General features: G+C 53.0%; 28 protein-coding genes. 21 read left to right on the plus strand and 7 right to left on the minus strand.

All coding sequences use genetic code 11. From position 1 onward, the window contains the following. Nucleotides 1-9: 9 nt before the first annotated feature. Nucleotides 10-1,308, minus strand: a complete 1,299-nt coding sequence (locus KNP79_RS06650) for a methyl-accepting chemotaxis protein (protein ID WP_215191659.1) — start codon at nt 1,306-1,308, stop codon at nt 10-12. A gap of 164 nt (nt 1,309-1,472) precedes the next feature. Here KNP79_RS06650 and KNP79_RS06655 point away from each other — a divergent pair, with 164 nt between their 5' ends. The 6 genes from KNP79_RS06655 to KNP79_RS06680 all read left to right on the plus strand — a co-directional run bounded on the left by KNP79_RS06655 (nt 1,473) and on the right by KNP79_RS06680 (nt 6,784). Then, nucleotides 1,473-2,522 (plus strand): hypothetical protein, encoded by a 1,050-nt coding sequence (locus KNP79_RS06655; protein ID WP_215191661.1) that lies wholly within the window; start codon nt 1,473-1,475, stop codon nt 2,520-2,522. Beyond that, nucleotides 2,519-2,767 (plus strand): hypothetical protein, encoded by a 249-nt coding sequence (locus KNP79_RS06660; protein ID WP_215114000.1) that lies wholly within the window; start codon nt 2,519-2,521, stop codon nt 2,765-2,767. The genes KNP79_RS06655 and KNP79_RS06660 overlap by 4 nt, the downstream gene beginning before the upstream one ends. Before the next feature lie 149 nt (nt 2,768-2,916). Continuing rightward, the gene (gene rpoE, locus KNP79_RS06665) at nt 2,917-3,396 is read left to right on the plus strand and encodes a DNA-directed RNA polymerase subunit delta (protein ID WP_029594652.1); all 480 of its coding nucleotides are present in this window, start codon (nt 2,917-2,919) and stop codon (nt 3,394-3,396) included. Between the two features lie 236 nt (nt 3,397-3,632). Beyond that, complete coding sequence (locus tag KNP79_RS06670; RefSeq protein ID WP_021066089.1) at nt 3,633-5,228, plus strand: CTP synthase; 1,596 nt, start codon at nt 3,633-3,635, stop codon at nt 5,226-5,228. 133 nt (nt 5,229-5,361) lie between these two features. After that, on the plus strand, nt 5,362-6,192 hold the full coding sequence (locus KNP79_RS06675; RefSeq protein WP_029594653.1) for a TVP38/TMEM64 family protein: 831 nt from the start codon (nt 5,362-5,364) through the stop codon (nt 6,190-6,192). A gap of 43 nt (nt 6,193-6,235) precedes the next feature. Then, entirely contained in the window at nt 6,236-6,784 is a 549-nt protein-coding gene (locus tag KNP79_RS06680; protein ID WP_029594654.1) for a GNAT family N-acetyltransferase, read from the plus strand. A 14-nt stretch (nt 6,785-6,798) separates the two neighbouring features. Here the strand turns inward: KNP79_RS06680 and KNP79_RS15855 are convergent, their stop codons facing one another. The 3 genes from KNP79_RS15855 to KNP79_RS06695 all read right to left on the minus strand — a co-directional run bounded on the left by KNP79_RS15855 (nt 6,799) and on the right by KNP79_RS06695 (nt 9,176). Beyond that, nucleotides 6,799-7,467 carry a helix-turn-helix transcriptional regulator gene (locus tag KNP79_RS15855; RefSeq protein WP_215191663.1) on the minus strand — a complete coding sequence of 223 codons (669 nt, stop codon included), beginning with the start codon at nt 7,465-7,467 and terminating at the stop codon, nt 6,799-6,801. A gap of 114 nt (nt 7,468-7,581) precedes the next feature. Next, nucleotides 7,582-7,794: a hypothetical protein gene (locus KNP79_RS06690; RefSeq protein WP_034779277.1), complete on the minus strand. Its 213-nt coding sequence runs from the start codon at nt 7,792-7,794 to the stop codon at nt 7,582-7,584. A 266-nt stretch (nt 7,795-8,060) separates the two neighbouring features. Next, nucleotides 8,061-9,176: an NADH-dependent flavin oxidoreductase gene (locus tag KNP79_RS06695; RefSeq protein WP_215191665.1), complete on the minus strand. Its 1,116-nt coding sequence runs from the start codon at nt 9,174-9,176 to the stop codon at nt 8,061-8,063. Nucleotides 9,177-9,436: 260 nt separating this feature from the next. On the opposite strand from KNP79_RS06695, the gene KNP79_RS06700 reads away from it, so the two are divergent. Then, nucleotides 9,437-11,092 (plus strand): glycerol-3-phosphate dehydrogenase/oxidase, encoded by a 1,656-nt coding sequence (locus KNP79_RS06700; protein WP_233004764.1) that lies wholly within the window; start codon nt 9,437-9,439, stop codon nt 11,090-11,092. Nucleotides 11,093-11,134: 42 nt separating this feature from the next. Here the strand turns inward: KNP79_RS06700 and KNP79_RS06705 are convergent, their stop codons facing one another. Further along, a complete protein-coding gene (locus KNP79_RS06705; protein ID WP_214753670.1) occupies nt 11,135-11,323 on the minus strand; it encodes a hypothetical protein in 189 nt (62 codons plus the stop codon). 112 nt (nt 11,324-11,435) lie between these two features. On the opposite strand from KNP79_RS06705, the gene KNP79_RS06710 reads away from it, so the two are divergent. From KNP79_RS06710 to KNP79_RS06750, 9 genes are all read left to right on the plus strand, one after another. After that, the gene (locus KNP79_RS06710; RefSeq protein WP_215191667.1) at nt 11,436-11,786 is read left to right on the plus strand and encodes a YxeA family protein; all 351 of its coding nucleotides are present in this window, start codon (nt 11,436-11,438) and stop codon (nt 11,784-11,786) included. Nucleotides 11,787-11,866: 80 nt separating this feature from the next. Continuing rightward, entirely contained in the window at nt 11,867-12,226 is a 360-nt protein-coding gene (locus KNP79_RS06715; protein ID WP_034779266.1) for a response regulator, read from the plus strand. A gap of 160 nt (nt 12,227-12,386) precedes the next feature. Then, nucleotides 12,387-13,241 carry a class II fructose-1,6-bisphosphate aldolase gene (fba, locus tag KNP79_RS06720; RefSeq protein WP_021066099.1) on the plus strand — a complete coding sequence of 285 codons (855 nt, stop codon included), beginning with the start codon at nt 12,387-12,389 and terminating at the stop codon, nt 13,239-13,241. Between the two features lie 97 nt (nt 13,242-13,338). Then, entirely contained in the window at nt 13,339-14,169 is an 831-nt protein-coding gene (locus tag KNP79_RS06725; protein ID WP_215191668.1) for a hypothetical protein, read from the plus strand. A 79-nt stretch (nt 14,170-14,248) separates the two neighbouring features. Then, entirely contained in the window at nt 14,249-14,899 is a 651-nt protein-coding gene (gene fsa / locus KNP79_RS06730) for a fructose-6-phosphate aldolase (protein ID WP_215191670.1), read from the plus strand. A 26-nt stretch (nt 14,900-14,925) separates the two neighbouring features. After that, nucleotides 14,926-16,179, plus strand: coding sequence for a UDP-N-acetylglucosamine 1-carboxyvinyltransferase (gene murA / locus KNP79_RS06735; protein WP_215191672.1), 1,254 nt, complete (start codon nt 14,926-14,928; stop codon nt 16,177-16,179). A 17-nt stretch (nt 16,180-16,196) separates the two neighbouring features. Beyond that, a complete protein-coding gene (glpX, locus tag KNP79_RS06740) occupies nt 16,197-17,165 on the plus strand; it encodes a class II fructose-bisphosphatase (RefSeq protein WP_029594665.1) in 969 nt (322 codons plus the stop codon). A gap of 102 nt (nt 17,166-17,267) precedes the next feature. Beyond that, nucleotides 17,268-18,194 (plus strand): ATP-binding cassette domain-containing protein, encoded by a 927-nt coding sequence (locus tag KNP79_RS06745; RefSeq protein ID WP_215191674.1) that lies wholly within the window; start codon nt 17,268-17,270, stop codon nt 18,192-18,194. Continuing rightward, nucleotides 18,184-18,954, plus strand: a complete 771-nt coding sequence (locus tag KNP79_RS06750; protein ID WP_138858765.1) for an ABC transporter permease — start codon at nt 18,184-18,186, stop codon at nt 18,952-18,954. The genes KNP79_RS06745 and KNP79_RS06750 overlap by 11 nt, the downstream gene beginning before the upstream one ends. Nucleotides 18,955-18,964: 10 nt before the next feature. On the opposite strand, the gene KNP79_RS06755 is transcribed toward KNP79_RS06750, so the two are convergent. Beyond that, complete coding sequence (locus KNP79_RS06755) at nt 18,965-19,513, minus strand: hypothetical protein (protein ID WP_332908949.1); 549 nt, start codon at nt 19,511-19,513, stop codon at nt 18,965-18,967. On the opposite strand from KNP79_RS06755, the gene KNP79_RS06760 reads away from it, so the two are divergent. Beyond that, nucleotides 19,500-19,988, plus strand: a complete 489-nt coding sequence (locus tag KNP79_RS06760) for a DUF421 domain-containing protein (protein WP_233004761.1) — start codon at nt 19,500-19,502, stop codon at nt 19,986-19,988. The two genes, KNP79_RS06755 and KNP79_RS06760, sit on opposite strands and share 14 nt — an antisense overlap. A 23-nt stretch (nt 19,989-20,011) precedes the next feature. Here KNP79_RS06760 and KNP79_RS06765 read toward each other — a convergent pair whose 3' ends face one another. Continuing rightward, the gene (locus KNP79_RS06765; protein ID WP_034779250.1) at nt 20,012-20,713 is read right to left on the minus strand and encodes a C40 family peptidase; all 702 of its coding nucleotides are present in this window, start codon (nt 20,711-20,713) and stop codon (nt 20,012-20,014) included. A gap of 378 nt (nt 20,714-21,091) precedes the next feature. Here KNP79_RS06765 and rho point away from each other — a divergent pair, with 378 nt between their 5' ends. From rho to KNP79_RS06785, 4 genes are all read left to right on the plus strand, one after another. Then, nucleotides 21,092-22,432, plus strand: a complete 1,341-nt coding sequence (gene rho / locus KNP79_RS06770; RefSeq protein WP_021066108.1) for a transcription termination factor Rho — start codon at nt 21,092-21,094, stop codon at nt 22,430-22,432. A gap of 82 nt (nt 22,433-22,514) precedes the next feature. After that, nucleotides 22,515-22,757, plus strand: coding sequence for a type B 50S ribosomal protein L31 (locus KNP79_RS06775; RefSeq protein WP_021066109.1), 243 nt, complete (start codon nt 22,515-22,517; stop codon nt 22,755-22,757). Nucleotides 22,758-22,856: 99 nt separating this feature from the next. Beyond that, nucleotides 22,857-24,080: a cation:proton antiporter gene (locus KNP79_RS06780; RefSeq protein ID WP_034779247.1), complete on the plus strand. Its 1,224-nt coding sequence runs from the start codon at nt 22,857-22,859 to the stop codon at nt 24,078-24,080. A 116-nt stretch (nt 24,081-24,196) separates the two neighbouring features. Next, entirely contained in the window at nt 24,197-24,808 is a 612-nt protein-coding gene (locus KNP79_RS06785) for a thymidine kinase (protein ID WP_021066110.1), read from the plus strand. Nucleotides 24,809-24,847 lie beyond the last annotated feature (39 nt).

A 24,847-nucleotide genomic window follows, 5' to 3' on the forward strand; every position in this document is an offset into this window, starting at 1 on the left:
CTTGTTCGTTTAACGCATCTCGGAAGTGGCCAGTAAAGAAGACGTCAAGTGCGATAAGCCTTGCGTCGTCTCGTTGATGGCTGAGATCGTCTCGACCATTTGGCCGAGGTCTTGCTTGTTCCGTTCGAACGACAGGACGTAATTGCCCATCTCGTCTTTGACGGTCGAGAAGCCTGCTTTGACGGCACCGAGTTGACGCATCGCCTCGTCGTTCGTCCGATGCATCTGTCCCATCTGATCGAGCAGGGCGGCGATGTTCGTCTCGTTCTCATGGATGAGGACGTTGATTTGACTGCTCAGCTGCTTGGCGTTCTCGGCGAGCGTGCGCACCTCGGTGGCGACGACGGCGAAGCCTTTACCGTGCTCACCGGCCCGGGCCGCTTCAATCGATGCGTTCAAGGCGAGCAAGTTCGTCTGATTGGCGATCTGTTCGATGCTCCGGGTCATGCTGACGATGTCTTGTGAACCGTCCTTGAGGGCGGTGATCCGTTCGAGCGAGGCATCGACGTACGTCGCCGATTGCTTGAACTCGGTCTCCATCTGTTCGATTTGTTCGCCGTTCGTATGCGTCAAGTTCATCAAATGCCGGCTCATCTTCTCCGTCTGTTCGGTCTCGGACAAGACTTGATGGGCCCGCTTGCTCGTCTCGGACATGGCGTGACCGGTTTGTTCCATCGTCGTCGCGACTTCGGTGCTGACGCGGCTCACGTCATGAAGTAGCGCCGCCCGAGCGACGTTCGCCGATTCGATTTCATCGAGGCGGGCGTCGACATATTGTTCGGTGACGATTTGAGCGTCCAAGTTCATCGCGTGAGACAAAGCCAGGAGCGACTCAGTCATCGTGGCCGGGTCGTGTTGATACGCCTCGACGATTTTTGGGATGAGCAACGTATTGAAGGCGGAATACGTCGCGAGGAACCAGACGACCGGTACCGAGAAGTGATGATGCGTTTGCCCCATCCGCTTGCGCATGGCGAGGAACTTGTCATCGATCTTTCCGGTCAACAGGCTACGGAAGTAGTCGGCGAATACCTTTTTCAGACGCTCACGCGTCGATGAGGCGTTGGCGAGTTGGACCATCTCGGGTTGCAACATCAAGTGGTCGAGCACGTTTTCAAGTACGTCATCTAACACCGCTTCGACGAGCGGGGCCATGTTTTGAAGTTGTTTCACTTGCGACGCCGTATAGCCCATATAATGGGTGCGTCCGTTCAAATTTGGGTCGTTTGGTTGCGCGATCGTCGCCACATCGGGAAAGCCGATCGACGCGGCGTAGGCGGCAGGTTTTGCTTTACGGAACAGTGCCATGATTCATTCTCCTTTTTCTCATACAGCTAAAATAGCGTTCTCCTTTATATCGGCAAACATGTGAAAAAACTGAGAAATCGATGTGCGATGAAGCTGGTTGTTTTCGCACTAGAAGCGGGAAAGAGAAGAAAGAGAGATGGATTCGGCCATTTTTGAGAAATGAGGTGTTCCGTTTGAAGAACACGGTCGTGTTATTGACGATTGTCAGTGCCCTCAGCAGTCAAATTTTGCCTCAAATCTTATTTTTATCACTTATGGCAGTGGAAGAAGGCTCAGGACGATTAATCCCGTTCATGATTTTTTATGTGGCGAGTATGTCGGGGCTATTGTTATGGGTGTATGTCATCGGGCGGCTAGGCTCGAAACGGACATTCTTGTTGGCATTATCCGTCTTGGTCGCGGGCCTTGTCTGCTTCTTGTGGCCGTTTGGCTGGGCCATCGAATTGAACGCCTTTCTTGTCGGTGTCGGCTCAATCGGTGTCGGATCGATTATGACGACGATTCTATCACAGCTAGGCGAATTGTCGGCACCGAAACAACCGTCAGACGAGAAAGGGAGTTCGTTACCTCTTGTGCTCACGTTCATTGCTTGGATTGTCGCCTTCTCCTATATCCTGACGCAATCGTATAACTGGGCCGTCCTTCTATTCCTCGTCAGTCTCGTTCTTCCATGGTCGTTTGTCAGAAAGTTGCCGCTCGAGAAAACGGCGACGTGGGCATGGGCGACAGGGAAGTTCGTGCTTGCCTTCATCACCGTCACCGTGTTCACGTCGGTGAGCCGTCTCCTCAGCCTGTTGGAAGAGGCGAGCGGGTACGTGGAAATCTTTTTATTGATGATTATTTTGCTCGGCTACGTCGGGTGGGTATTGTTCCAGGAGCGGACGAGAACGTACGTCAGTGCCACCAAAACATGGCAAGTCCAGTTGCTCTCGTTCGTCGTCGGGTTATTTGGCGGTTGGACGTTGATTGGCGCCGTATTCGTCAGTCTGGCCCTATACTCGTTTCAAGTGCTCTTATTCTACGTGTTCATGCCGTTCTTGGCGGGCGTCATCGGCTGGATATTATTGAACCGTGTGTTCGACGTGGCACGCCATCCGTACTACGTCCTGCTCGTCACGTCGCTGCTATTCTTCCTCGGTTTCTTGGAGCCACTTCGCTGCTATTCTTCCTCGGTTTCTTGGAGCCGCTCGTGTTTATTCCGGTCCTGTTTGTGAGTGGGTACGTCCAGACGATGTACGCGAGTGCGGGTCACGTCTATCTATATGCATCGTATGGGGACAACAAAGAGTTCGCCTCGCTGCTCTTGCAACTATGGAAACGGATCGGGATGGTCGTCGCTTATTCCGCGCTCATGATTGGATTGCTCGGCTACGGCCTATATACTGGCCAGTCCGTCAATGCAGAGTTGTCCTTCAAAGTCCCGCGCGGTTGGATGCTCGGGGTGCTCGGTTTGACGTGAATCTTCAACGTCGGATTGATTACGCTCTATTGGTTAAGCATCCAAAAAACCGTTGAAACTTCAAAATAATTTCCTCTAGCTTTTTCATATCGGTTTTGTTTATAATGAGGAGTGATGTTTAACTAGTGACGGAAAAGGAGTGTCCTTTAATGAATAAATCGTTGATCGATTTCGTTTACGAAATTCTTCAAAAGACTGGCGAGCAACCAGTGTCATTTGATGAGATTCGTGAGCTGATCAGACAAAACTATACGTTCGCAAGTGAAGAGGAGGAGCTCGAGAAAATCGCGCAACTCTACACGGACATGAACATCGACGGACTATTCGTCAACTTGGGAGCTAACCGTTGGGCGCTTCGTGTTTGGTATCCGTTCGATAAGTCAGACGAAGATCTCGTCATCGAAGCACGCCAGCGCGGTGAGCTCGATGAGTTCGAAGAAGAGATCGATGAGACGGATGAAGGCATCGTCGACATTGAAGACGACCTTGACGTCTTTGCAAAAGGTGAAGATTTTGACGCATCTGAGTTCGATGCCGAGGATGAAGCCGAAAAAGTGGAAGGCCTTGACGAGTTCGAGGACGAAGACTTGGACGACGACCTCGACCTTAAAGACGAGGATGATTTATAAGAGACCGCAAAAAGCCGGGCATTTGTCCCGGCTAGGCGTGTCTCTTTTTCTTTTTTGACAGTTGAAAAAAAAGAAAAAATAATGACTTGACGACTGCATCGTCTCTGACGTAAATTAGTCATGGGCTAGTTTAGCACGTAACGATGCAGCAAAAGTGTCCTCCATTTCAGTGGGGGCACTTTTGCTTTTTTTGTTTTTTCGTTTCCCGTTGTGGCATTTAAGAGAGGAGAATGATGATGACAAAGTATATTTTCGTAACAGGTGGGGTAGTATCTTCACTCGGTAAAGGGATCACAGCCGCTTCACTCGCACGTCTACTCAAAAACCGAGGTTTGAACGTGACGATTCAGAAGTTTGACCCGTATATCAATATCGACCCAGGAACGATGAGCCCGTACCAGCACGGAGAGGTGTTCGTCACAGATGACGGCGCTGAGACGGACCTTGACCTCGGTCACTACGAGCGCTTCATCGACATCAACTTGTCGCAAAACGCCAACGTGACGTCAGGTCGCATCTACTCGACGGTCTTGAAAAAAGAGCGTCGTGGCGATTATAACGGGGGAACGGTCCAAGTCATTCCACACATCACGAATGAGATTAAAGACCGCGTCTTCCGCGCCGGTCGCGAGACGAACGCAGATGTCGTCATCACAGAGATTGGTGGAACAGTCGGGGACATCGAGTCGCTTCCGTTCATCGAGGCCATTCGTCAAGTGAAAAACGATATCGGCAAAGAGAACGTCATGTACGTTCACTGTACGCTCGTCCCTTATCTCCGCGCTGCCGGTGAGATGAAGACAAAACCGACCCAACATAGCGTCAAAGAGCTCCGCAGTTACGGGATTCAGCCGGATATCATTGTCCTCCGTACCGAGCACGATATCCCAGAAGAGATGCGGGAAAAGATTGCCTTGTTCTGTGATACACGTAAAGAAGCGGTCATCGAGGCACAAGATGCGTCGACGCTTTACGAAGTGCCGCTCAACCTTCAAAAGCAAGGAATGGACCAACTCGTCAACGATTACTTCGGCTTCAACACGCCGGCCGCTGACATGACGGCTTGGAAAGAGCTCGTGCACACGGTCACGCACCTCGAGAAGAAAGTCAAAATCGCTCTCGTCGGAAAATACGTCGAACTTCGTGACGCGTACATCTCGGTAGCAGAATCGCTCAAGCACGCCGGTTACGCCTTCAACGCCGACATCGATATCGATTGGGTCAACGCTGAAGAGGTGACGGCAGAGAATGTCGAGACGCTTCTCGGAGACGCAGACGGGATTCTCGTCCCAGGCGGATTTGGAGAACGCGGCATCGAAGGGAAAATCGAAGCGACGCGTTATGCGCGTGAGAACAACGTCCCATTCTTCGGGATTTGCCTCGGCATGCAGCTCGCGACGGTCGAGTTCGCCCGTAACGTCTTGAAGCTCGACGGTGCCCACTCGGCCGAAATCGATCCGACGACGAACTATCCGATTATTGATTTGCTTCCAGAACAAAAAGATATCGAGGACCTCGGCGGCACGCTCCGTCTCGGCCTCTATCCATGCAAGCTCGAGCCAGGTACGAAAGCGCACGCCGCTTACAACCAAGAGCTCGTCTACGAGCGCCATCGTCACCGTTACGAGTTCAACAACGAGTACCGTGAAGCGTTCGAGGCAGAAGGGTTCAAGTTCTCAGGAACGAGCCCGGACGGCCGTCTCGTCGAAATCATTGAGATTCCAGAGCACAAGTGGTTCGTCGCGTCACAGTTCCACCCAGAACTCATTTCGCGTCCAGAGCGTCCGCAACGCTTGTTCCACGATTTCATCCAAGCCTCACTCGGCGAGTGAGTGGCAGGTCACAGTCTATGACTGTGGCCTTTTTTCTCGGGCAAAAGGCTGATGTGCGCAACAGCTTCAGGTGGATACATGTTGCCCGAAATCCGGGTACACTAATAGTAGAACAGGGAGAGGGCGATGCGACATGCGAGAACGAACTATGATTTATGCAGGATACGGGGGAGCGCTCGTCACGCTCAGCCTGTTGCCGTTCGTCGTCTTGCCGACGCTATTATTGCCGTATCAACTCGGGTGGACCGGGATTGTATTGCTCGCACTGTCGATTGGTCTATTGCGGTCGATTCGCGAGGGCTCGAACACATACTTGAAACAGATGCTCAAAGTCACGTTCACGTTATTTTTGTTGTTCGTCTTCGTATACTACGTTTCGTTTGGTCTCGTTTTATATGATTCTTACGGGCTCGAGCGGTTGCTCGAACAGTATGGCGACCAGGCGATGTGGGTGTTCGCCGCCTTCAGCTTCCTGCAACCGATCGCGCTTCCGGTACCGGAGGCGGTCAGTGTCCCGATCGGCAGTGTCGCCCTTGGCCCGCTCCGGGCGGCCTTAATCGGGAGCGTCGCGACGACGCTCGGCATCCTCGTCATGTACGGGCTCGCTCGGTTCGGGCGGGAACGGGTGATGCGGCTTATCGACGCCGACAAGCTCGCGACGTATGACCGATACGTGGACAAGTACGGGCTCGGTGTGTTGCTCGTCTTGTTCATCATCCCGATCTTGCCCGATGAGGTCATCTGTCTCGCGGCTGGGTTCAGCCGGGTGCCATTTCCTCGATTCGTTTTGATCGCCATCGGCGCGAAGCTCGTCACGTCGTTCGGTCTCGCCTATTCGGTCTCGCTCGGCGAACTGTTCATCACCGGTGCGAGTCCGTTCGCCGTCGTCTCGGTGACGGCGAGTCTGTTGCTCGTCATCTTGGCGCTCGTCTGGCGAAAGCGGAAAAAAGGGAATTCGAACTGATCCCTTGAAAGAGTATAGCAGCACAGATAGAGAGGACGAGGGTATGATTCGTGATGAAGCGTTAGTGATTCGACCGATTGAGGCACGGGACTTGGATCGGTTATGGGAATTGATGTATAAGAACGAGGCACCAGAATATAAGAAGTGGGACGCGCCGTATTTCGAACATCGGGCGCAGACGTACGAGGTGTACTGTCAGAATGCGGACGAACACGTCGGCCGTGACGACATGTGGGTCATCGAGGTCGATGGGACCGTCTACGGGACGGTTTCCTTCTATTATGAAGACGCCGGACAGAACTGGCTCGAGGTCGGCATCATCCTCCATCAAGCCGATCGCTGGAATCGGGGCATCGGTACGCGGGCGCTCAAGCTGTGGGTCGGCCATCTGTTTCAGACGTTGCCGACGGTCCGGGTCGGATTGACGACGTGGTCGGGCAATGAGCGGATGATGAAAGTGGCCGAGAAAATCGGCATGCGACTCGAAGGTCGGATTCGTCAGGTGCGCGTCGTCGACGACGTGCGTTACGACTCGATTCGCATGGGTTTGTTGCGAGAAGAATGGATGACAGAAAGCGCTAAGTCTCGGTAGAGGCTTAGCGCTTTTCACGTGTGGAACAATTGGCGGTATTGGAGTGGGGTCATTTGTTTGTACGTCTTGAACGTGTTGATATAGGCCGTGCACGAGGCGAAGCGATATTTCTCACCGATGGTACAAATCGGCAAATTCGTTCCGAGCAAATCGGCGATGGACGCATCGATGCGGCGGCGCCGGATTCGTTCGGGTACACTCTCGCCGACTTCCTGTTTGAACAGAGCCGACAAGTAATTGTTCGACAACCCGGTTTGCTGGGCGATCCACGGGAGTGACAACGTCGGTTCTTTCAAGTGGTCTTCAATCAAATGGATGGCCGTCGTGACGTTCGGATTGGTCGAGACGGGAGGGGAGAGAAACGCCATCATTTTCGTCAAATGGTCGACAATGACGGGAATGGCGTAGAGAAAATCGAGCGTCGTCGTCAGTTCATCTATTAAGGCGAGAAGTGCGCTCGTGTAATTGAGTGCGGTTTGGACGTTCGGATTATCTACCGGGATCAAGCGGATGACGTGATAGACGAGACCGCGGTAATAGAAACGGACACTCATATATTCATCCGCGACCGGGAGTTTCAGCAGGTCGAGCGTTAGCGTCTCGAGCAGTTGCTCGGCCCGAATCGGGTGGGCGCTGCGGAGCGCACTCACGATCTGTTGGTCGAGCGTATAAAAGTTATCCACATGCTGAAAATCATCGAACAAATTTTTGTCACGATGCAGGTGATTCAGAAATTGGCGCTTGATTTTGTTTTCCACCGGATGATTCACTTCTTTCGTCGTACAGTTCGGAACTGTTTATTTATCGCGTGGAACGTTCCGCTTGGTCGCTTGTTTCAACTCGGCGATTTCTCGTGCGAGCGTTTCTTCACGGGAACGAGTGGATGATTCGAGGTGGTGTTCGAGTTCCTTGCTTTTTTGTCGATACGTTTCAGCGATTTGTTTCGTCCGCTGTTGGTGTTGATTGAGCTGTTTGTTGTACGCATCGAGATCGATTGGCTTTTTTGTCATACATCATATGCCCCTTTCAAAAGACGGTCAAACAGACAGGCGTGGCGCAAGCGTGGCTTGTCCAGCAGTCTCATGGAGGAAACGGTTCCTGTCCTTAGCTTACGAAGGGGGACAAGGCTTGCAAAGTTAGGTCAACACGAAAGGAGTGGTGAAAAAGATGAAAAATGTGACGGAATTGTGTCCGTGGCACATCTTATTTCTCACACCGCTCGATGGATTGGGTGGAAACAAAAAAATCCGCAGACGTTAAGTCTGCGGATCGTGGTTTATTTGACGGCTTGGTCTTTGATTGGGAACCAGCCGGCGCGTGTCGTGATGGCGTTCCAGAGCGGAGCCGGTACGGCGAGTTCGGCTTGCTTGTTCAAGTCGAGTTCGGTCTCGATCTCGTCTTCTCGGTCGTCTTTCACTTTCTCGAGCCAATCCGGGTCGATGATGAGTTCGCGGCCTAGCGCGGCGAGGTCGATGACGTTCAGTGCGTCTTCGACTTGACCTGGGCGCTGGAGCTGTCCGACTCCGATGAGCGGGATGGCACCGTTGATACGTTTGGCGATGCGATCAATCGACCGCTCCGTCACGTTCTCGTTCCGCATTGAACCGATGTTGAAGTTCCAGAGCGAGGCGTGGAGGTAATCGAGGTTTTCTTCGAGCAACATATCGATTAATACGTCCGTATCGTCGAGCGTGATACCCGGCTCCTCGACTTCTTCCGGTGAGAAGCGGTAACCGATCAAGAAGTCGTCTGTGCCTTCGGCCGCACGTTTCACCGAGCGGATGACTTCACGAGGGAACGTAAGACGTGCGTTCACGTCGCCGCCGAAGCGGTCGTCACGTCGATTCGAGTGGGGTGAGAAGAACTGCTGAATCAAGTATGTGTTCGCCCCATGAATCTCGACACCGTCAAAGCCGGCCTCGATGGCACGACGTGTCGCGTCGCCGAACGCGTCGATGATGGCTTCGACTTCCTCGGTCTCGAGGGCGCGCGGAGTGGCGGCCCCTTCACGGACCGGTGCGATGGCACTTGCGCTTACCGGTTGTTCGTTCGGTACGAGTTCCGGAGGAGACATGCGTCCCGCATGGAAGATTTGGAGAATCGCTTTCGCGCCTTCCGCTTTTAGACTCTCGGCGAGCTGGCGCAGCCCAGGGATGAACTTGTCGTCGTTCACACCGAAAGCGTTCGGGAACCCTTTGCCGTCCTCGGTCACGTAAGCACATGCCGTGATGGCGAGTCCGACGTTCTTGGCCCGCTTCCGGTAGTAGGCGAGTTCGTGCTCTGACACTTCACCTGTCGGTTCAGACGAATAGTGCGTCATCGGCGCAAGGACGAGCCGGTTGTGGAGCTCGACGCCGTTTTTAAATTGGAAAGGTTGTAACATGCGTTTCATAAAAACTCCTCCTTGTTGGTGATACCTTGAAGTCTAGTCGTCTCTTTTCGAAATTGCGAGCAGGACGCTTTCTGAGGAGCAGGTTGCACACTTGGTGAGCGGGTCGATGGTTGAAGACGTGAGAATAGGGTATAATACAGGAGAAAAGTTGATAACCGGTTGGAGACTACAGAGAGACCACGACATGGGGGGCGAAGCCTTGTTTTGTTGTGGTCTCTTTTCATATACATCTGACCGGATTCATTATAGGAGGGGACAAGATGGAAATCAGAAATTTCTCAGCGAAAGAACGTGCCAAACGATACGAACAATTGACGGGGGAACGCCATGATATTCTCGTCGTCGGCGGAGGCATCACTGGTGCCGGGATTGCGCTCGATGCCGCATCCCGTGGGATGAAGACGGCCGTACTCGAGATGCAAGACTTCGCGGCCGGAACGTCGAGCCGTTCGACGAAACTCGTCCACGGAGGTTTACGTTATTTGAAACAGTTCGAAGTCGCACTCGTTGCTGAAGTCGGTAAAGAGCGGGCGATCGTCTATGAGAACGGGCCACACGTCACGACACCGGAGCGCATGCTGTTGCCGATGCATAAAGGCGGCACGTTCGGACCACTTTCGACCGCGGTCGGCTTGATGGTGTACGACTTCTTGGCTGGCGTCAAACGCGCAGAGCGCCGGTTGATGTTGAAACCGGATGAAGTCATTCAAAAAGCACCGCTCGTCAAAAAAGACGGTCTTGTCGGTGGCGGATATTATGTCGAATATCGGACGGATGATGCTCGGATGACGATTGAAGTTGCGAAAGAGGCGGCCAATCACGGTGCCCTCTTAATGAACTACTCGAAAGTGACCGGTCTCATCTATGAGCAAGGTAAAGTCGTCGGCGTGCACGTCGAGGACCAAATCGACGGCAAGACGTATGAGGTCTATGCGAAGAAAGTCATCAATGCGACCGGACCTTGGGTCGACGTGCTCCGCGAGCAGGACGGTTCGAACAAAGGGAAGATGCTCCGCTTGACGAAAGGGATTCACCTCGTCATCGACCAATCGAAATTCCCGCTCAAGCAAGCGATTTACTTCGATACACCGGACGGACGGATGGTGTTCGCGATTCCACGTGACGGCAAGGCGTACGTCGGGACGACGGACACGTTCTTCGATAAGGATAAGGCTCACCCACGTATGACGACCGAGGATCGTGATTATATTTTAGAGGCGATTCACTATATGTTCCCAGATGTCAACGTGACGGCAGACGACGTCGAGTCGAGCTGGGCCGGGATTCGTCCGCTCATCTATGAAGAAGGCAAAGACCCGTCTGAGATTTCACGTAAAGATGAGGTCTGGCAGTCAGAGAGCGGTTTGATTACGATTGCCGGTGGGAAGTTGACGGGTTACCGCAAGATGTCAGAGACGGTCGTCGATTTGGTGGCGAAACTGCTCAAACAAGAAGAAGGTATCGTCTTCCTCGCCTCGCGTACGAAGCATATGCCGATGTCGGGCGGTCATGTCGGTGGCTCGAAAGGGTTCGATGACTTCTTGACGAAGAAGAAGGCTGAACTGAAAAACCTTGGTCTCGATGACGTCAAGGCCGAGCAGCTCGTTCGTCTATACGGATCGAACATCGATCGTGTCATCGAGCGGATGGACTCGAACGCGTACGACCTTCCAGAGTACGTCTATGCACAACTCATGTACGGCATCGAAGAAGAGTCGGTCGTTCGGGCCATAGACTTCCTCGTCCGCCGGACCGGGGCGATGTTCTTCGACATCGATTTCGTCCGGGACCATAAAGACGGCGTGCTCCGTTGCATGGCTGACGTCTTCAAATGGTCGGATGCTCGTCTCGCTGAAGAGCGGGCCGAAGTCGAGAAAGAGATTGATCTCGCCGTTGTCCCCGTGACGGTTGAATAATGAAATGAACCAAAAGGAACCTCGCCGCGGCGAGGTTCCTTTTCATATGCCCAGTTCTTCATAATACGCCATGATGCGTTCGTCGAGCGCCTCGACGACGTCTGGTTCACCGAACAAATAGAGATAAAGATACGTACCGTCCTCACGGTACACTTCTGTCTCGACCGTCAGCGTGGTCTTGCGTCCTCCTAAGAGGAATAAAAAAAGAATGTACCATAGATGATGTCTCATAGTTCGTTTCCCATTCATGTAGTCAGTTCAGTATAGCAATCGTTCCGACGTTTAGAAATGGGGACACGATGGTATTGAACAAGATGGAAACGAGGAGAGTGGGGGATATGCGATGAAACGAGGACTTACGATTAGTGGCGTCGTTCTCATCTTATTTCTCGGCTGGCAATTCGTCGACACGAATCGGCTCTTTGCCGACGTCTACTACGCGAAAGTACCGAGTGCGGAAGTGATCGACCGAGGAACGACATACACGTATGAGATGATCGGCTATGACGAAGATGGGAAAAAACGCCCGATTACGTTCCAGGACCCGACGCGCTTGGCTGAAGGTGATTTTTTGAAAGTATATGTCAAAGATGAGGGACGGGTGACCGCGTACGAACCGGCAGCCGAGTCGGAAGTGCCGGCCCAGCTGAAGGACGAACAGACCGATGAACCGGTAGCGATACCGTTGCCTTGATTTCAAAATAGTCGCGTCGCCAAATGAAATTGGATTTGGTATGGTTAGAGTATTGCAAAATATGGAGAGAAGGTAGATGGATGTCACGGATGTTGATCGCAGACGACCAAGACGGGATTCGGTTGATGTTGGCGCAGGTGTTCCAAAACCTCGGCATTGAGGTCGACACGGCGAATGACGGACTGAGCGCTTGGGAAAAGCTTGAACAGAACGGATATGATTTAGTATTGCTCGATATGAACATGCCGCGCATGTTCGGCCACGAGGTGCTTCGAAACATGCGTCAACGAGACATTGATACCCCGGTCATGATCATGACCGCGTTCGGCGAGAAATCGACACTCGAAGAAGTGCAACGCCTGGGCATCACCGCGCAATTTGAAAAGCCGTTCGATATTTATGGCATGATTGAAAAAGTGAAAGAAGTCCTAAAAATCTAGTGATTCGTCACGAAGATGACATATGTAAACGCTTGCGCAGAGCCATTTCTATGCCCGAATAGCATAGGCACACGTTTCGACGTGTGTTATAATGGGAACGAATTGCACGGGAGCACTTTTCCCATAGTGCACAATAGCGAACAGACAGGAGGATGTCATTATGCCATTAGTATCAATGACAGAAATGCTTAACAAAGCATTCGAAGGCAAGTATGCAGTCGGCCAATTCAACATCAACAACCTCGAGTGGACGCAAGCGATTCTTCGCGCTGCGGAAGACGAGAAATCACCAGTTATCCTCGGTGTATCAGAAGGTGCAGCGAAGTACATGGGTGGCTTCACAACAGTTGTTAAAATGACTGAGGGTCTCATGCACGACTACAACATCACTGTTCCAGTTGCAATCCACCTCGACCACGGTTCATCTTTCGACAAGTGTAAAGCAGCGATCGACGCTGGTTTCACGTCTGTTATGATCGACGGTTCACACCACCCGATCGAAGAGAACATCGAAATGACGAAACAAGTCGTTGAATATGCACACGCTAAAGGCGCTTCAGTTGAAGCGGAAGTCGGCACAGTCGGCGGCGAAGAAGACGGCGTTGTCGGCGGCGTACAATACGCTGACCTCGACGAGTGTGTACGTGTCGTTAAAGAAGCGAAAGTTGACGCTCTTGCGGCAGCACTCGGTTCTGTACACGGAGAATACCAAGGCGAGCCAAAACTCGGCTTCAAAGAGATGGAAGAAATCGCAGAAGCGACTAAAACTCCACTCGTTCTTCACGGCGGTTCAGGTATTCCTGAGCACCAAATCAAAAAAGCAATCGAGCTCGGTCACAGCAAAATCAACGTAAACACAGAGTGCCAACAAGAATGGACTCGTGCCGTACGTGAGAAGCTCAACACGGACTCGAAAGTATATGACCCACGTAAAGTCATCGGCCCTGGTGTCGAAGCGATCTACAACGTCGTTACTGGCAAAATGCGTGAGTTCGGTTCAAGCAACCAAGCATAATCCTGTCACATCAGTCGGTTCTCCCTGTGAGAACCGGCTTTTTTTGTTGAAACATACAGGAGTAGGGGAACGTATACATATGAAAAGGGGGAGTTTTATGGTTTATCAAGAACGTCAAACGGAATTGTTTTGGCGCGTATTTTATGTGTATGGAGCGATTGTATTGATTGGCCTTTCTTTAGCGTTGGCGGTGGCTCCGCTCGCCTTGATTTATTATTATCCGGTCGCCTGGCTCATCCCGTTGTTGGTGTTTGTGGCTATCGGTGGGTTTGGGGTGTACTGGTTCACGTATACGTTTCGTCGCTTATTTTGGAAGGAACGACATCATTCTCGATACGAAGTGACCGCGACACACATTGAAGGCGTGACATATCGGCACGAGCCAGGCGAGTCGGTCGAGCAAGTCTTTCCGCTAGCTACCATCCAACAAGTCGTCTTCTTCCCGGCCATCGTCCGGAAGACGCAGCCGTCGCCGACGGTGCGAATCGGGCGACCGACAGTGGAGTATACGCCGATGCTCGCCATCATGACCGAAACGGATTCGATGGAAATCTTGTTCGATCAACGCGATCTTGCCGCGTTCGAACAGTGGATTCAGTATTTTGATGAACGTGATGTCCCGCTCTTCTACACGCCGAAACGGCTCTACTGGATAGGTGCGAACATCTCGACACGGCGCGAGCGGTTCGAACGATTGTCTCGGTCGGAAGAAATCATCCCTTTCACATACACGGGCGACCTCGTGGCAGATGAACAGACGGCAGCCACGGATTGGGTCGAGACACACGGCTCAGAGCGCTTGAACGAAGGGCCGCACGAGGCGTACTACGTGAAGCAGCGCAAGATCATGAAGTGGACGTTCTTCGGGACGATTGCTGGGATTGCACTCCTCGTCGGCTCGATGCTCGCTATTGCCGCCTTCACGTAAAGGGTGTAGCAATTCCATGACAATTTCCTCATAATAAGAAGTGTAAGCGATCACAACACCATTCGAGGAGGAATTGTACATGCGTTTTTTCATTGATACGGCAAACGTGGAAGACATCAAGAAAGCTCATCAGATGGGCGTCATCGGGGGCGTGACGACGAATCCATCGCTCGTCGCCAAAGAAGGCGTCGATTTCCATACACGGCTACGTGAAATCTGTGAGATCGTCGGGGATCTCTCAGTCAGTGCGGAAGTTATTGCGCTCGACGCAGCGGGTATGGTGGAAGAAGGAAAGGAACTTGCGGCCATCGCGCCGAATATTACTGTCAAGGTACCGATGACGCCAGCAGGCATGGAAGCGGTCAATACGTTTTCACAGCTCGGCATCAAGACGAACGTGACACTCATCTTTAACGCTAACCAAGCGTTACTTGCGGTTCGGGCCGGCGCGTCATACGTCTCGCCATTCATCGGTCGCCTCGACGATATCGGTCAAGATGGCCTCGACCTTGTCGAGACGATTGCCAATATCTTTGCCATTCATGGGATTGAGACGGAAATCATCGCGGCTTCCGTTCGCCATCCGGTTCACGTGACGAAAGCAGCCCTTCTTGGCGCTGACATCGCCACGGTACCATATAAAGTCATCGAACAGATGATGAAACATCCGCTCACTGACAAAGGGATCGAGCAATTCTTAGCGGATTGGAACAACGCTCAATCCAAATAAGTTTGTCGCAGAAAGGTTTGATCATCGTGGAAATTCTCCATATCGTAGGACAGCAAAAACTTGAAGGAACAGTTGACATTAGCGGTGCCAAACAGAGCGCCTTGCCTTGTCTCGTCGCAGCACTGTTGACGGAAGAACCGGTGACGATTGAAAACGTCCCCGTGATCGAGGACGTCGAAGTGATGCTCAGTCTATTACAAGAACTCGGGGTCGCGATTGAACGGGACGGGGAGCGGATGACGCTTCATGCGAAAGACGCTGTCGCCATGCCGCTACTCGGCTCAGAAACGCGTAAAGTCCGAGCCGCTGTCTATTTGCTCGGGGTGTTTGCGGCTCGTTTTGGGAAAGGGGCCGTCGGGCTTCCCGGTGGATATGCGATTGGTCCACGACCGATCGATTTACATTTGAAAGCACTCGAACGTCTCGGGATTAAAGTCGAGAACGAATCGGGACTCTATCATGTGAACGCCGAAAAGTTGGAAGGGAATCGGATTTATCTCGACCTTCGCTCGTTCGGGGCGACGGTGAGCGCCATGCTCGCTGCCGTGCTCGCTGAGGGGACGACCGTCATCGAGAACGCGGCCATCGACCCGGAAATTGTCGACGTCGCGACGATGCTCACTTCGATGGGGGCACATGTCATCGGGGCAGGGACTGACGAGATTCGCATTAAAGGGGTCGACAAATTACACGGCTGCACGCATACGCTCATTCCTGACCGCTTAGAGGCCGGGACATTTATGATTTTTGGTGCTGTGGCAGGGGAAGTGACGGTTCGAAACGTCATCCCGACCCACTTAGAAGGCGTCATCCAAAAGTTGATGGATTACGGGGCTGAAGTCGAAGTGGGCGAAGAATCGATCACGGTGCGGGCGAACGCCTTCCGTCCGATCGATATTCGCGTCTTCCACTATTCGGGATATCCGACCGACCTGCAACCGATCATGTCGGCCGCGCTGTTGAAAGCAGACGGGACGAGTGTCGTCACAGATAAACTGTACGCCCAACGTTTCCGCCATATCGCGGAAATGCGACGGATGAACGCACAGATCACGCTCGAGGACGCTTCGGCCGTCATCCGTGGTGGGACGACACTCGCCAATGCGGAAATGGAATGTGCGGACGCGAGGAGCGGGGCGGCACTCGTCTTGGCAGGACTTCAAGCGAGTGGCGAGTCCACGGTGATCCATGCGGAAAAATTGAACGATTCTTATGTCGATTTCGTCGGCAAACTAAAACAACTCGGCGCCCTCGCCTGGGTCGATGAGGTGTCCGAGTAACAAAGGGGAGAATTCGGGTGGAACGTAGTTTATCAATGGAATTGGTCCGAGTCACAGAAGCGGCAGCGCTATCTTCGGCTCGCTGGATGGGTAAAGGTTTGAAAGAAGAAGCGGACGACGCGGCGACGACCGCGATGCGTGAAGTGTTCGATACGATCCCGATGAAAGGGGTTGTCGTCATCGGTGAAGGTGAGATGGATGAGGCACCGATGCTCTATATCGGTGAAAAAGTCGGGAACGGCTACGGCTCACGCCTCGACGTCGCCGTCGACCCGCTCGAAGGGACGAGCATCGTCGCGACGGGGACGTGGGGAGCGCTCGCCGTCCTCGCTGTCGCCGATGCCGGTGATTTGCTGCACGCGCCGGACATGTATATGGACAAGATTGCTGTAGGTCCGGAAGCGGCCGGATTGATTAGTCTCGATAATTCGATTGAAGAAAATATCGCCATCGTCGCCAAGGCGAAGAACAAGAACGTCGAAGACGTCGTCGTCACGATTTTACATCGTGACCGTCACGAAGAGATGATTCAACGCGTCCGGGCGACGGGTGCTCGCATCAAGTTGATTCCAGACGGTGACGTGGCCGCGGCCATCAACACGGCGTTCCCGAAAACGGGGGTCGATTTGTTGCTCGGTTCGGGTGGTGCGCCGGAAGGCGTCATCGCGGCCGTCGCGATGAAGTGTCTCGGCGGTGACTTCCAAGGCCGTCTGCTTCCTGAAGACGAAGCCCAAGAGAAGCGTTGCCAAGACATGGGCATCGCCGACACGGGCCGGATTTTGCTTCTAGACGACCTCGTCAAAGGTGAAGACTGCATCTTCGCGGCGACGGGCGTGACGGACGGGGAGTTGCTCCGCGGCGTTCAGTTCACCGGACAGGGCGGTCAGACACATTCGGTCGTCATGCGTGCCAAGTCGGGGACGGTCCGCTTCGTTGAAGGCATCCACTCCTTGAAGAAAAAACCGAAAATGGTCATGAAACCTTAATTCTCTCGAGTCGCGGACGTGATGTCCGCGGCTTTTTTGATGTGTTCCTACATATTTACAATGCACGCAGAACGGGAAAGGAAGGGCAGGAGGTGTGTGAGGATGATTGAAGTGGAGTCACTCGTCAAGACGTTCGGAGATGTCCCTGCCGTCGATGGCATCTCGTTCTCGGTTCAGGAAGGGGAAATCTTCGCATTTTTAGGGCCGAACGGGGCCGGGAAGTCGACGACCGTGCAAATGTTGACGACGCTCGTCCGGCCGACCGAAGGGAAGGCGCGGGTGAACGGATTCGATGTCGTCAAACAAGAGAAAGACGTCCGGTTGTCCATCGGTGTCGCCCTGCAAGAGACCGGGATCGATAAAGTATTGACCGGGCGGGAACTGCTTGTCCTGCAAGGCCGGTTGTTCAAGATGACAAAGCAGGAGGCGGAGACGCGCGCCGAGGAACTGCTCCGTGTCGTCTCGCTCACAGAAGCGGCCGACCGCCGAAGCGGCACGTATTCAGGCGGGATGCGGCGCCGTCTCGATTTGGCGCTCACGCTCGTCCATCGCCCGACTGTCTTGTTTTTAGATGAACCGACGACCGGGCTCGATCCGGCGAGCCGAATCGAGATTTGGAACGAGGTGCGACGGCTCAACGAGGAGTTCGGCACAACGATTTTTTTGACGACCCAGTACTTAGAAGAAGCGGATGAACTGGCCGACCGGATTGCCATCATCCATCATGGGAAAATCGTCAGTGAAGGGACAGCCGAAGCGTTGAAACGACTCGTCGGCGGCGAGACGATTGCGATGACGTTTCACAGCGATCAAGAGGCGGCCGCAGCCGCTGCGCTGTTCGGTCATGCGGCGACCGGGCAACACGTAGCGTTCGAGCTCATCGACCATACGTTGATGGAAGTCGTGCGCCAACTCGATGAGCGTTCGCTTCAACCGGAACGTCTGACCGTGAAACAGCCGTCACTCGACGACGTCTTTTTGAAAGTGACCGGGGAATCATACGAAGGAGGTGTGCCCGATGTGGACTGAGACATGGCTCTTCACGAAACGGAGTCTCGTCACGACGATTCGAAATCCGTTCTCGTTCATCCCGAACTTGATCATCTCTGTCTTCTTCTTACTGGTTTACACGAGCGGACTGTCGAGCGTCGCTTCGCTTCCTCAGTTTGATGGGAGCGCCTATTTGAACTTCATCTTGCCCGTCTCCATCGTCTCAGGGGCGGTCGGCGGGGCCGGTGGGACGGGACAAGCGCTCGTCCGTGATATCGAGAGCGGGTACTTCGCCCGGTTGCTCCTCACGCCAGCGACGCGGACGGCGATTGTGCTCGGACCGATGATTGCCGGCATGTTGCAACTGCTCGTTCAGACACTCCTCATTTTCGGCGTCGCGTTCTTGCTCGGCTTGTCGATTCCGGTCGGTCTGCCTGGCTTTTTGTTCACGGTGTTGCTCGCCATCGGGTTCGGTCTTGGCTTTGCCGGGTATTCGGTCGGTGTCGCGCTGAAAACACGGAACGCTCAGGCCGCACAGGCCGGTACGCTCTTATTCTTCCCGCTCATCTTCTTATCGACGACGTTCGTCCCGAAAGAGTTGATTGAGGCCGAGTGGCTGAAAGTAGCGGCGACGTTCAATCCGACGACGTACATCTTTGAAGGGATGCGCGCCGTCTTGACGCAACCGACAATCGATTGGAGCGCGTTATCGGCTGGACTCGCCGTCGCCGGAGCGATGAGCGTCATCATGGTCGTGTTCGCGGCGACGAACGCGCGCGGCGCCTTAAAACAAAAATGACGAGCAGGGTTTAACCCCGCTCGTCCTGGTCGATCATAAACGTGACAATCAAAAAGAGAATGAAACTGATCAATGAGACCGTGCCCCCGATAATGAAATAGACGAGGGTGACGGTCTCATTCCATTGGAACGGGTTCATCGTATAGAGCCACATCCCGCTCGTCAATCCAATCGATCCGAGCACGGCCGTCCATCCGTGAATCGTCACGAGCAGTTGGTTTCGGACCGAATAGACACGATAGAACACGCCCCAAGCGAAGGCCGATAACCAACCGGCGAGCAAGATATGGGCGTGAATCGGGCGGAAGGCGTAACTGCCGGCCCCCGACATATGCGAACCGAGCGCCGTCCCGATGACGCCGAACAGAGCGGCGAGGCGAATCAAACGAAGACTCCAAATCTTTTCCATGGCGTAGAACAACTCCTTCAAGGTGATGGCTCCATCGTAGCGAATCCAGATGAACGGAAGATGAACAGGGATTGAATCGATGCGCTTCGTGGAACAGCAGTAGAGAAGGAGGGAGACGATGGACCAACTGCGAACGATGCTACAAATCATACTGACCGGGGTGGGTGCCTATTTGGCGATCATCCTCATCTTGCGAGTCTCCGGAAAGCGGACACTCGCCAAAATGAACGCCTTCGATTTTATCGTCACCGTGGCGCTCGGATCAATTTTGGCGACGACACTCACGAGTCGCCAGACGCCGCTGCTGAACGGACTGACCGCGTTTGCGACGCTCGTGTTCATGCAATACGTCATGGCCAAATTGGCGACCCGCTCGAAACGTGTGAATCAACTGATCAAGTCGACGCCGGCACTGCTTTACTATGACGGGACATATTTAGAGGAAACGATGCGCCGGGAACGGGTGCTCGAGATTGAAGTGTTGCAGGCGATTCGATCGAGCGGGACGGATTTCGATCAAGTCGAGGCTGTCGTCTTGGAGACGGATGGGACGTTCTCGGTGTTGACGAGCACGGATACGGTGTTACGAAACGTCCAGACGAAAAAAACGACTCGGTTCCGATGAACCGAGTCGTTTGATCGTTTAAATTAGAGGTACGTGCCTGCACCGACATAACGTGGTGCCCAGTAACCTGATGTGAAGCTCGCGTATTTAACGCCGCCTGTTTCAGAGTTGATCATTTGTGTTTTGCTGAGTGCCATTCCAACGTGTTGGATCGTGCGGCCGTTGTGTGAGAAGAACACGAGGTCGCCGGCTTGAATCGCTGACTTCGAAACTTTTTTCGAGTTTGCGTATTGCGAACGTGAATCACGTGGAATCGATTTGTTGATGGCTTTTTTGTAGACATGACCTGTGTAGCCTGAGCAGTCAAATCCTGAAGTTGTCGTTCCGCCGTAACGGTAAGGTGTACCAAGGTACTTCTTCGACTCGGCTACGAGTTTCGTACGAGCGCTTGATGTAGAAGACGTTGTGACTTTCTTCGCAGTCGCTGTTTTCGTGTTTGGCTTCAAGTACGTATATGTCGATGAAGCTGAGATATAACGGTGAGACCCTTTGTAGTTGATTTTGTAGAACGAACCAACTTTACCGAGGTATGTATAGCGTTGGCCTTTGTTCATCGTTGTCGTGACTTTCGATTTGAGCGACGGTGCTGTGCGGATGTTCAAGCCGTTAACTTTCGAGTAAGCGAATGTTCCAGTAGCGGCTTCTGCTTGTTCACCTGTTGTGAAAGCAAGACCCGAGAAAGCGAGAGTGGCAGCGACAATGATAGATGCGAAACGCTTTAACATAATATATTTCCCTCCGTTTTTTAAAATAAAACCCTAAGTGGCTGTATATGATCGATGTGTGTAAACAATAGTCGAGCACAAGTTGCGGATATTACCCGGTTTCCTGTGCAAATAAACTATATCATGCGCAAGACCGATGGCATTTTTCAATCGCGAGACAAAAACGGTTTTCTTGTAACATATTTGAAACAATATGCGAGAATAGAGACTTGTTTGTTACATAGAAAGGGAAAAGACTGTTATGTTTTCAACAATAGGGGAATAGACTGTCATGAAGCCGTTTTTCAAACAGTGACGGCTCGACAGAATTGTGATTAGATGAATGAGGGTTGAACGTTTATTTTTGAAATATAGAATCATGAAAGACAGGTGACTTGAATGAGTCAAACGACAGAACCGGCTAAAAATTACACGCTTCGGGAACTCGAGACGAAGACGTTGAAAGAATTATATGAGATCGCGAAAGAAGTGAACGTGCCCCAATATCGAGAGGCGCGCAAGCGCGAGCTCATGTTTCGGATTTTAAAATCACAGGCTGAATCGAAAGATCTTTATTTCCTCGAAGGCATCCTTGAGATCATCCCGCCAAACCCGCAGTCCCAAAATGATGGAGGCTTCGGTTTCCTCCGACCGATCAACTACTCTCAATCGTCTGAAGACATCTACATCGCCGCCTCGCAAATCCGGCGCTTTAATCTTCGCAACGGGGACCTCGTGACGGGGAAAGTCCGGAAACCGAAAGAGAACGAACGGTTCCAAGGGCTGCTCAGTGTCGAAGCGGTCAACGGTGAGACGACCGACTCGACTCGGAATCGGGATTACTTCCCGGCGCTCACGCCGATTTACCCGGAACAGCAGATGGTGCTCGAGACAGAGCCGAATCACTTGTCGGTCCGCGTCATGGACATGATCGCGCCTGTCGGATTTGGACAGCGTGGGTTGATTGTCGCCCCGCCGAAAGCCGGGAAGACATCGCTTTTAAAAGAGATTGCCAACTCGATCACGACGAACCATCCGAACGTCGAGTTGATCATTCTCTTGATTGACGAGCGGCCAGAAGAAGTGACGGACATCCAGCGCTCGGTGCCGGGCGCAGATGTCGCCTACTCGACGTTTGATGAGACACCGGAGAACCACGCCCGGATTTCAGAGCTCGTCTTAGAGCGGGCGATGCGTCTCGTGGAACACAAGAAGGATGTCGTCATTCTGCTCGACTCGATCACGCGTCTGACACGAGCGTATAACTTGTCTGTCCCACCGAGCGGACGGACGCTTTCCGGCGGAATCGACCCGGCCGCGTTCCATAAACCGAAGAAGTTCTTCGGGGCGGCCCGTAACATCGAGGACGGCGGCAGTTTGACGATCCTCGGTACGGCGCTCGTTGACACAGGGTCACGCATGGACGACGTCATCTATGAAGAGTTCAAAGGGACGGGCAACATGGAGCTCCATCTCGACCGGAAGCTCGCGGAACGCCGAATCTTCCCGGCCATCGACATCCGTCGTTCGGGAACGCGCAAGGAAGAATTACTGCTCGGCAAAGGCGAGCTCGACTCGCTTTGGACGATTCGACGGACGATGAACGAGTCGCCAGATTTCGTCGATCAGTTCTTGCGGCGGGTCCGCGAAACGAAAACGAACCTCGACTTTTTTGCGGCGCTTGAGGCCGATAAGAAAAAGAGTCGACGCCCGGTGAAAAAAACGAAAACAGACTTGTAAATCCGTGAGCCGGGTGCTATTATATTCTAGTGAACTTTCTCTAGGTTGAAAGAATACTTAGGGCCGAAGGAGTTGAAAAGCAATGAAACAAGGAATCCACCCAGAATACCGTAAAGTCGTATTCATGGACTCGACGACTGAGTTCAAATTCATCTCTGGTTCGACTCGTTACTCTAACGAGACAATCACGATGGAAGATGGTAACGAATACCCACTCATCCGTGTCGATGTATCTTCTGACTCGCACCCGTTCTACACAGGTCGCCAGAAATTCGCATCTGCAGACGGTCGTATCGAGCGCTTCAACAAGAAGTACCAACGTTAATCGTCAACTTGTATGCACACCGCCTAGGGATTGCCCTTGGCGGTTTTTTGTTGTCTTCTGATGGGTAAAGAGACGAAAGACTGACATGAGGGGGCTTTTATGGAATTCATACTGATTAGTATCAGTTTATTGATTGGCGTCGGTATTCTGTCACAATGGTTGGCCTGGCGCTATCAAATCCCGGCCATCATCGTCATGACGGTCGCCGGTGTACTGGCCGGGCCGATGCTCGGATTGTTCGACCCGCGAGAACTGCTCGGTGAACTGTATAGCCCGATCATTTCTTTTGCCGTCGCTATCATCTTGTTTGAAGGGAGCCTCGGCCTCCATTTCAGTGAAATCAATCAATTTCGCCGTTCCATCGTCCGCATCGTGACGATTGGGGTGACGCTGTCGTTCGTCGGGGCCTCACTGTTGATTCAATACGTCGGAGGTCTCCATTGGGTCGTCGCTTGGACGATGGGCGCACTTTTCGTCGTCACCGGTCCGACGGTCGTCATCCCGTTATTGCGCCAAGCGCATTTAAAGGATCGGGTCGGTGCCATTTTGAAATGGGAAGGGATCATCGTTGACCCGGTCGGCGCCCTGCTCGGTTTGTTCGTCATCCGCATCGGTTATATCGTCTATGAAGGAATGGACTTGTGGATGCAACTCTTGTTCGCGGGCGCTTGCCTCGTCGGCATCGGTCTCGGTTACTTGTTCGGGCACGTGTTGATGGGCTGGTTTGTCGGTGAGAAAATCCCTCGCTATCTCCGGGCCTCGGTCACGTTGACGGCCGTCTTGATCTTGTTCTCATTGAGTGAATTCATGATGCATGAAGTCGGTCTGCTCGCCGTGACGGCGATGGGAATGACGATGGCGAACACGAAACATCGGGATGAGGAGATCATCGAGGAGTTGCAATCATTTAAAGAGGACATCTCGATCTTGCTCATCTCGTCGGTGTTCATCCTGCTGACGGCGTCGCTGTCACGCGATGAACTGCTCAATATCTTCCAATGGCCGCTTCTTTTGACGATTGCCGGCATTTTGTTTCTCGTTCGTCCGCTCGCGATTTATGGATCGACGATCGGCGTCGGGCTTCCGCTCAGCGAACGTGGTTTCATCGGATGGATTGCCCCGCGTGGAATCGTCGCCATGACAGTCGCCGGTTTTTTCGCAGAAGAAGTGGCGCATCTCGGGATTGACGACGCGTCGCAAATGCTACCGCTCACGATCGGACTGGTCTTTATTTCTGTGACACTACACGGGCTGACGATTCGACCGCTCGCTCGAAAATTGCATTTGATCGATAATAAAAAAGAAGAAGCGGCAGACGAATGAAGCGAAATCGGGACGGGAGCATGCCGTTCCGATTTTTGTCAGAAGTCAACCCTTTTCCTGTGACCGAAAGATGGTTATAATCGGAAAGCGATTAACGAAGGAGAGGGCGAAGTAGAATGATGCATGTGACGAACCGTTACGGTTGGATAGAAGTGATTTGTGGGAGTATGTTTTCTGGGAAATCGGAGGAACTGATCCGCCGTGTCCGTCGGGCGCATTACGGGAAAATCCCTGTCCAAGTGTTCAAACCGGCGATTGACGACCGTTACCATGAGGAAAACGTCGTTTCCCACAGCGGCAATTCGGTCGTGGCCGTACCGATTCAATCGAGTCAAGATTTGTACGATGCGGTGCGCGAAGAGACGCAAGTCATCGCCATCGACGAGGTTCAGTTCTTCGACGAAGGGATCGTCGATGTGATTGAGCAATTGGCGTCAGAAGACAAACGTGTCATCTGCGCTGGACTCGACATGGACTTCCGAGGCGAGCCGTTCACGATGATGCCGGAACTGTTGTCACGTGCCGAATTCGTCACGAAACTGCAGGCGATCTGTCTGTCATGCGGGGCGCCGGCTTCCCGGACGCAACGATTGATTGACGGGGAACCGGCCCGTTTCGAGGATCCGGTCATCTTGGTCGGTGCCTCGGAGTCGTATGAGCCGCGTTGCCGTCATTGTCATGACGTCCCGAATAAACCACGCCCAGTCCGCCATACAGTGGCCGACTGACGTCCACGGACCGCCCTCGGCGGTTCGTTTTTTGCTATA

The organism is Exiguobacterium sp. s7 (assembly GCF_018618195.1).
GTDB lineage: Bacteria > Bacillota > Bacilli > Exiguobacteriales > Exiguobacteriaceae > Exiguobacterium > Exiguobacterium mexicanum_A.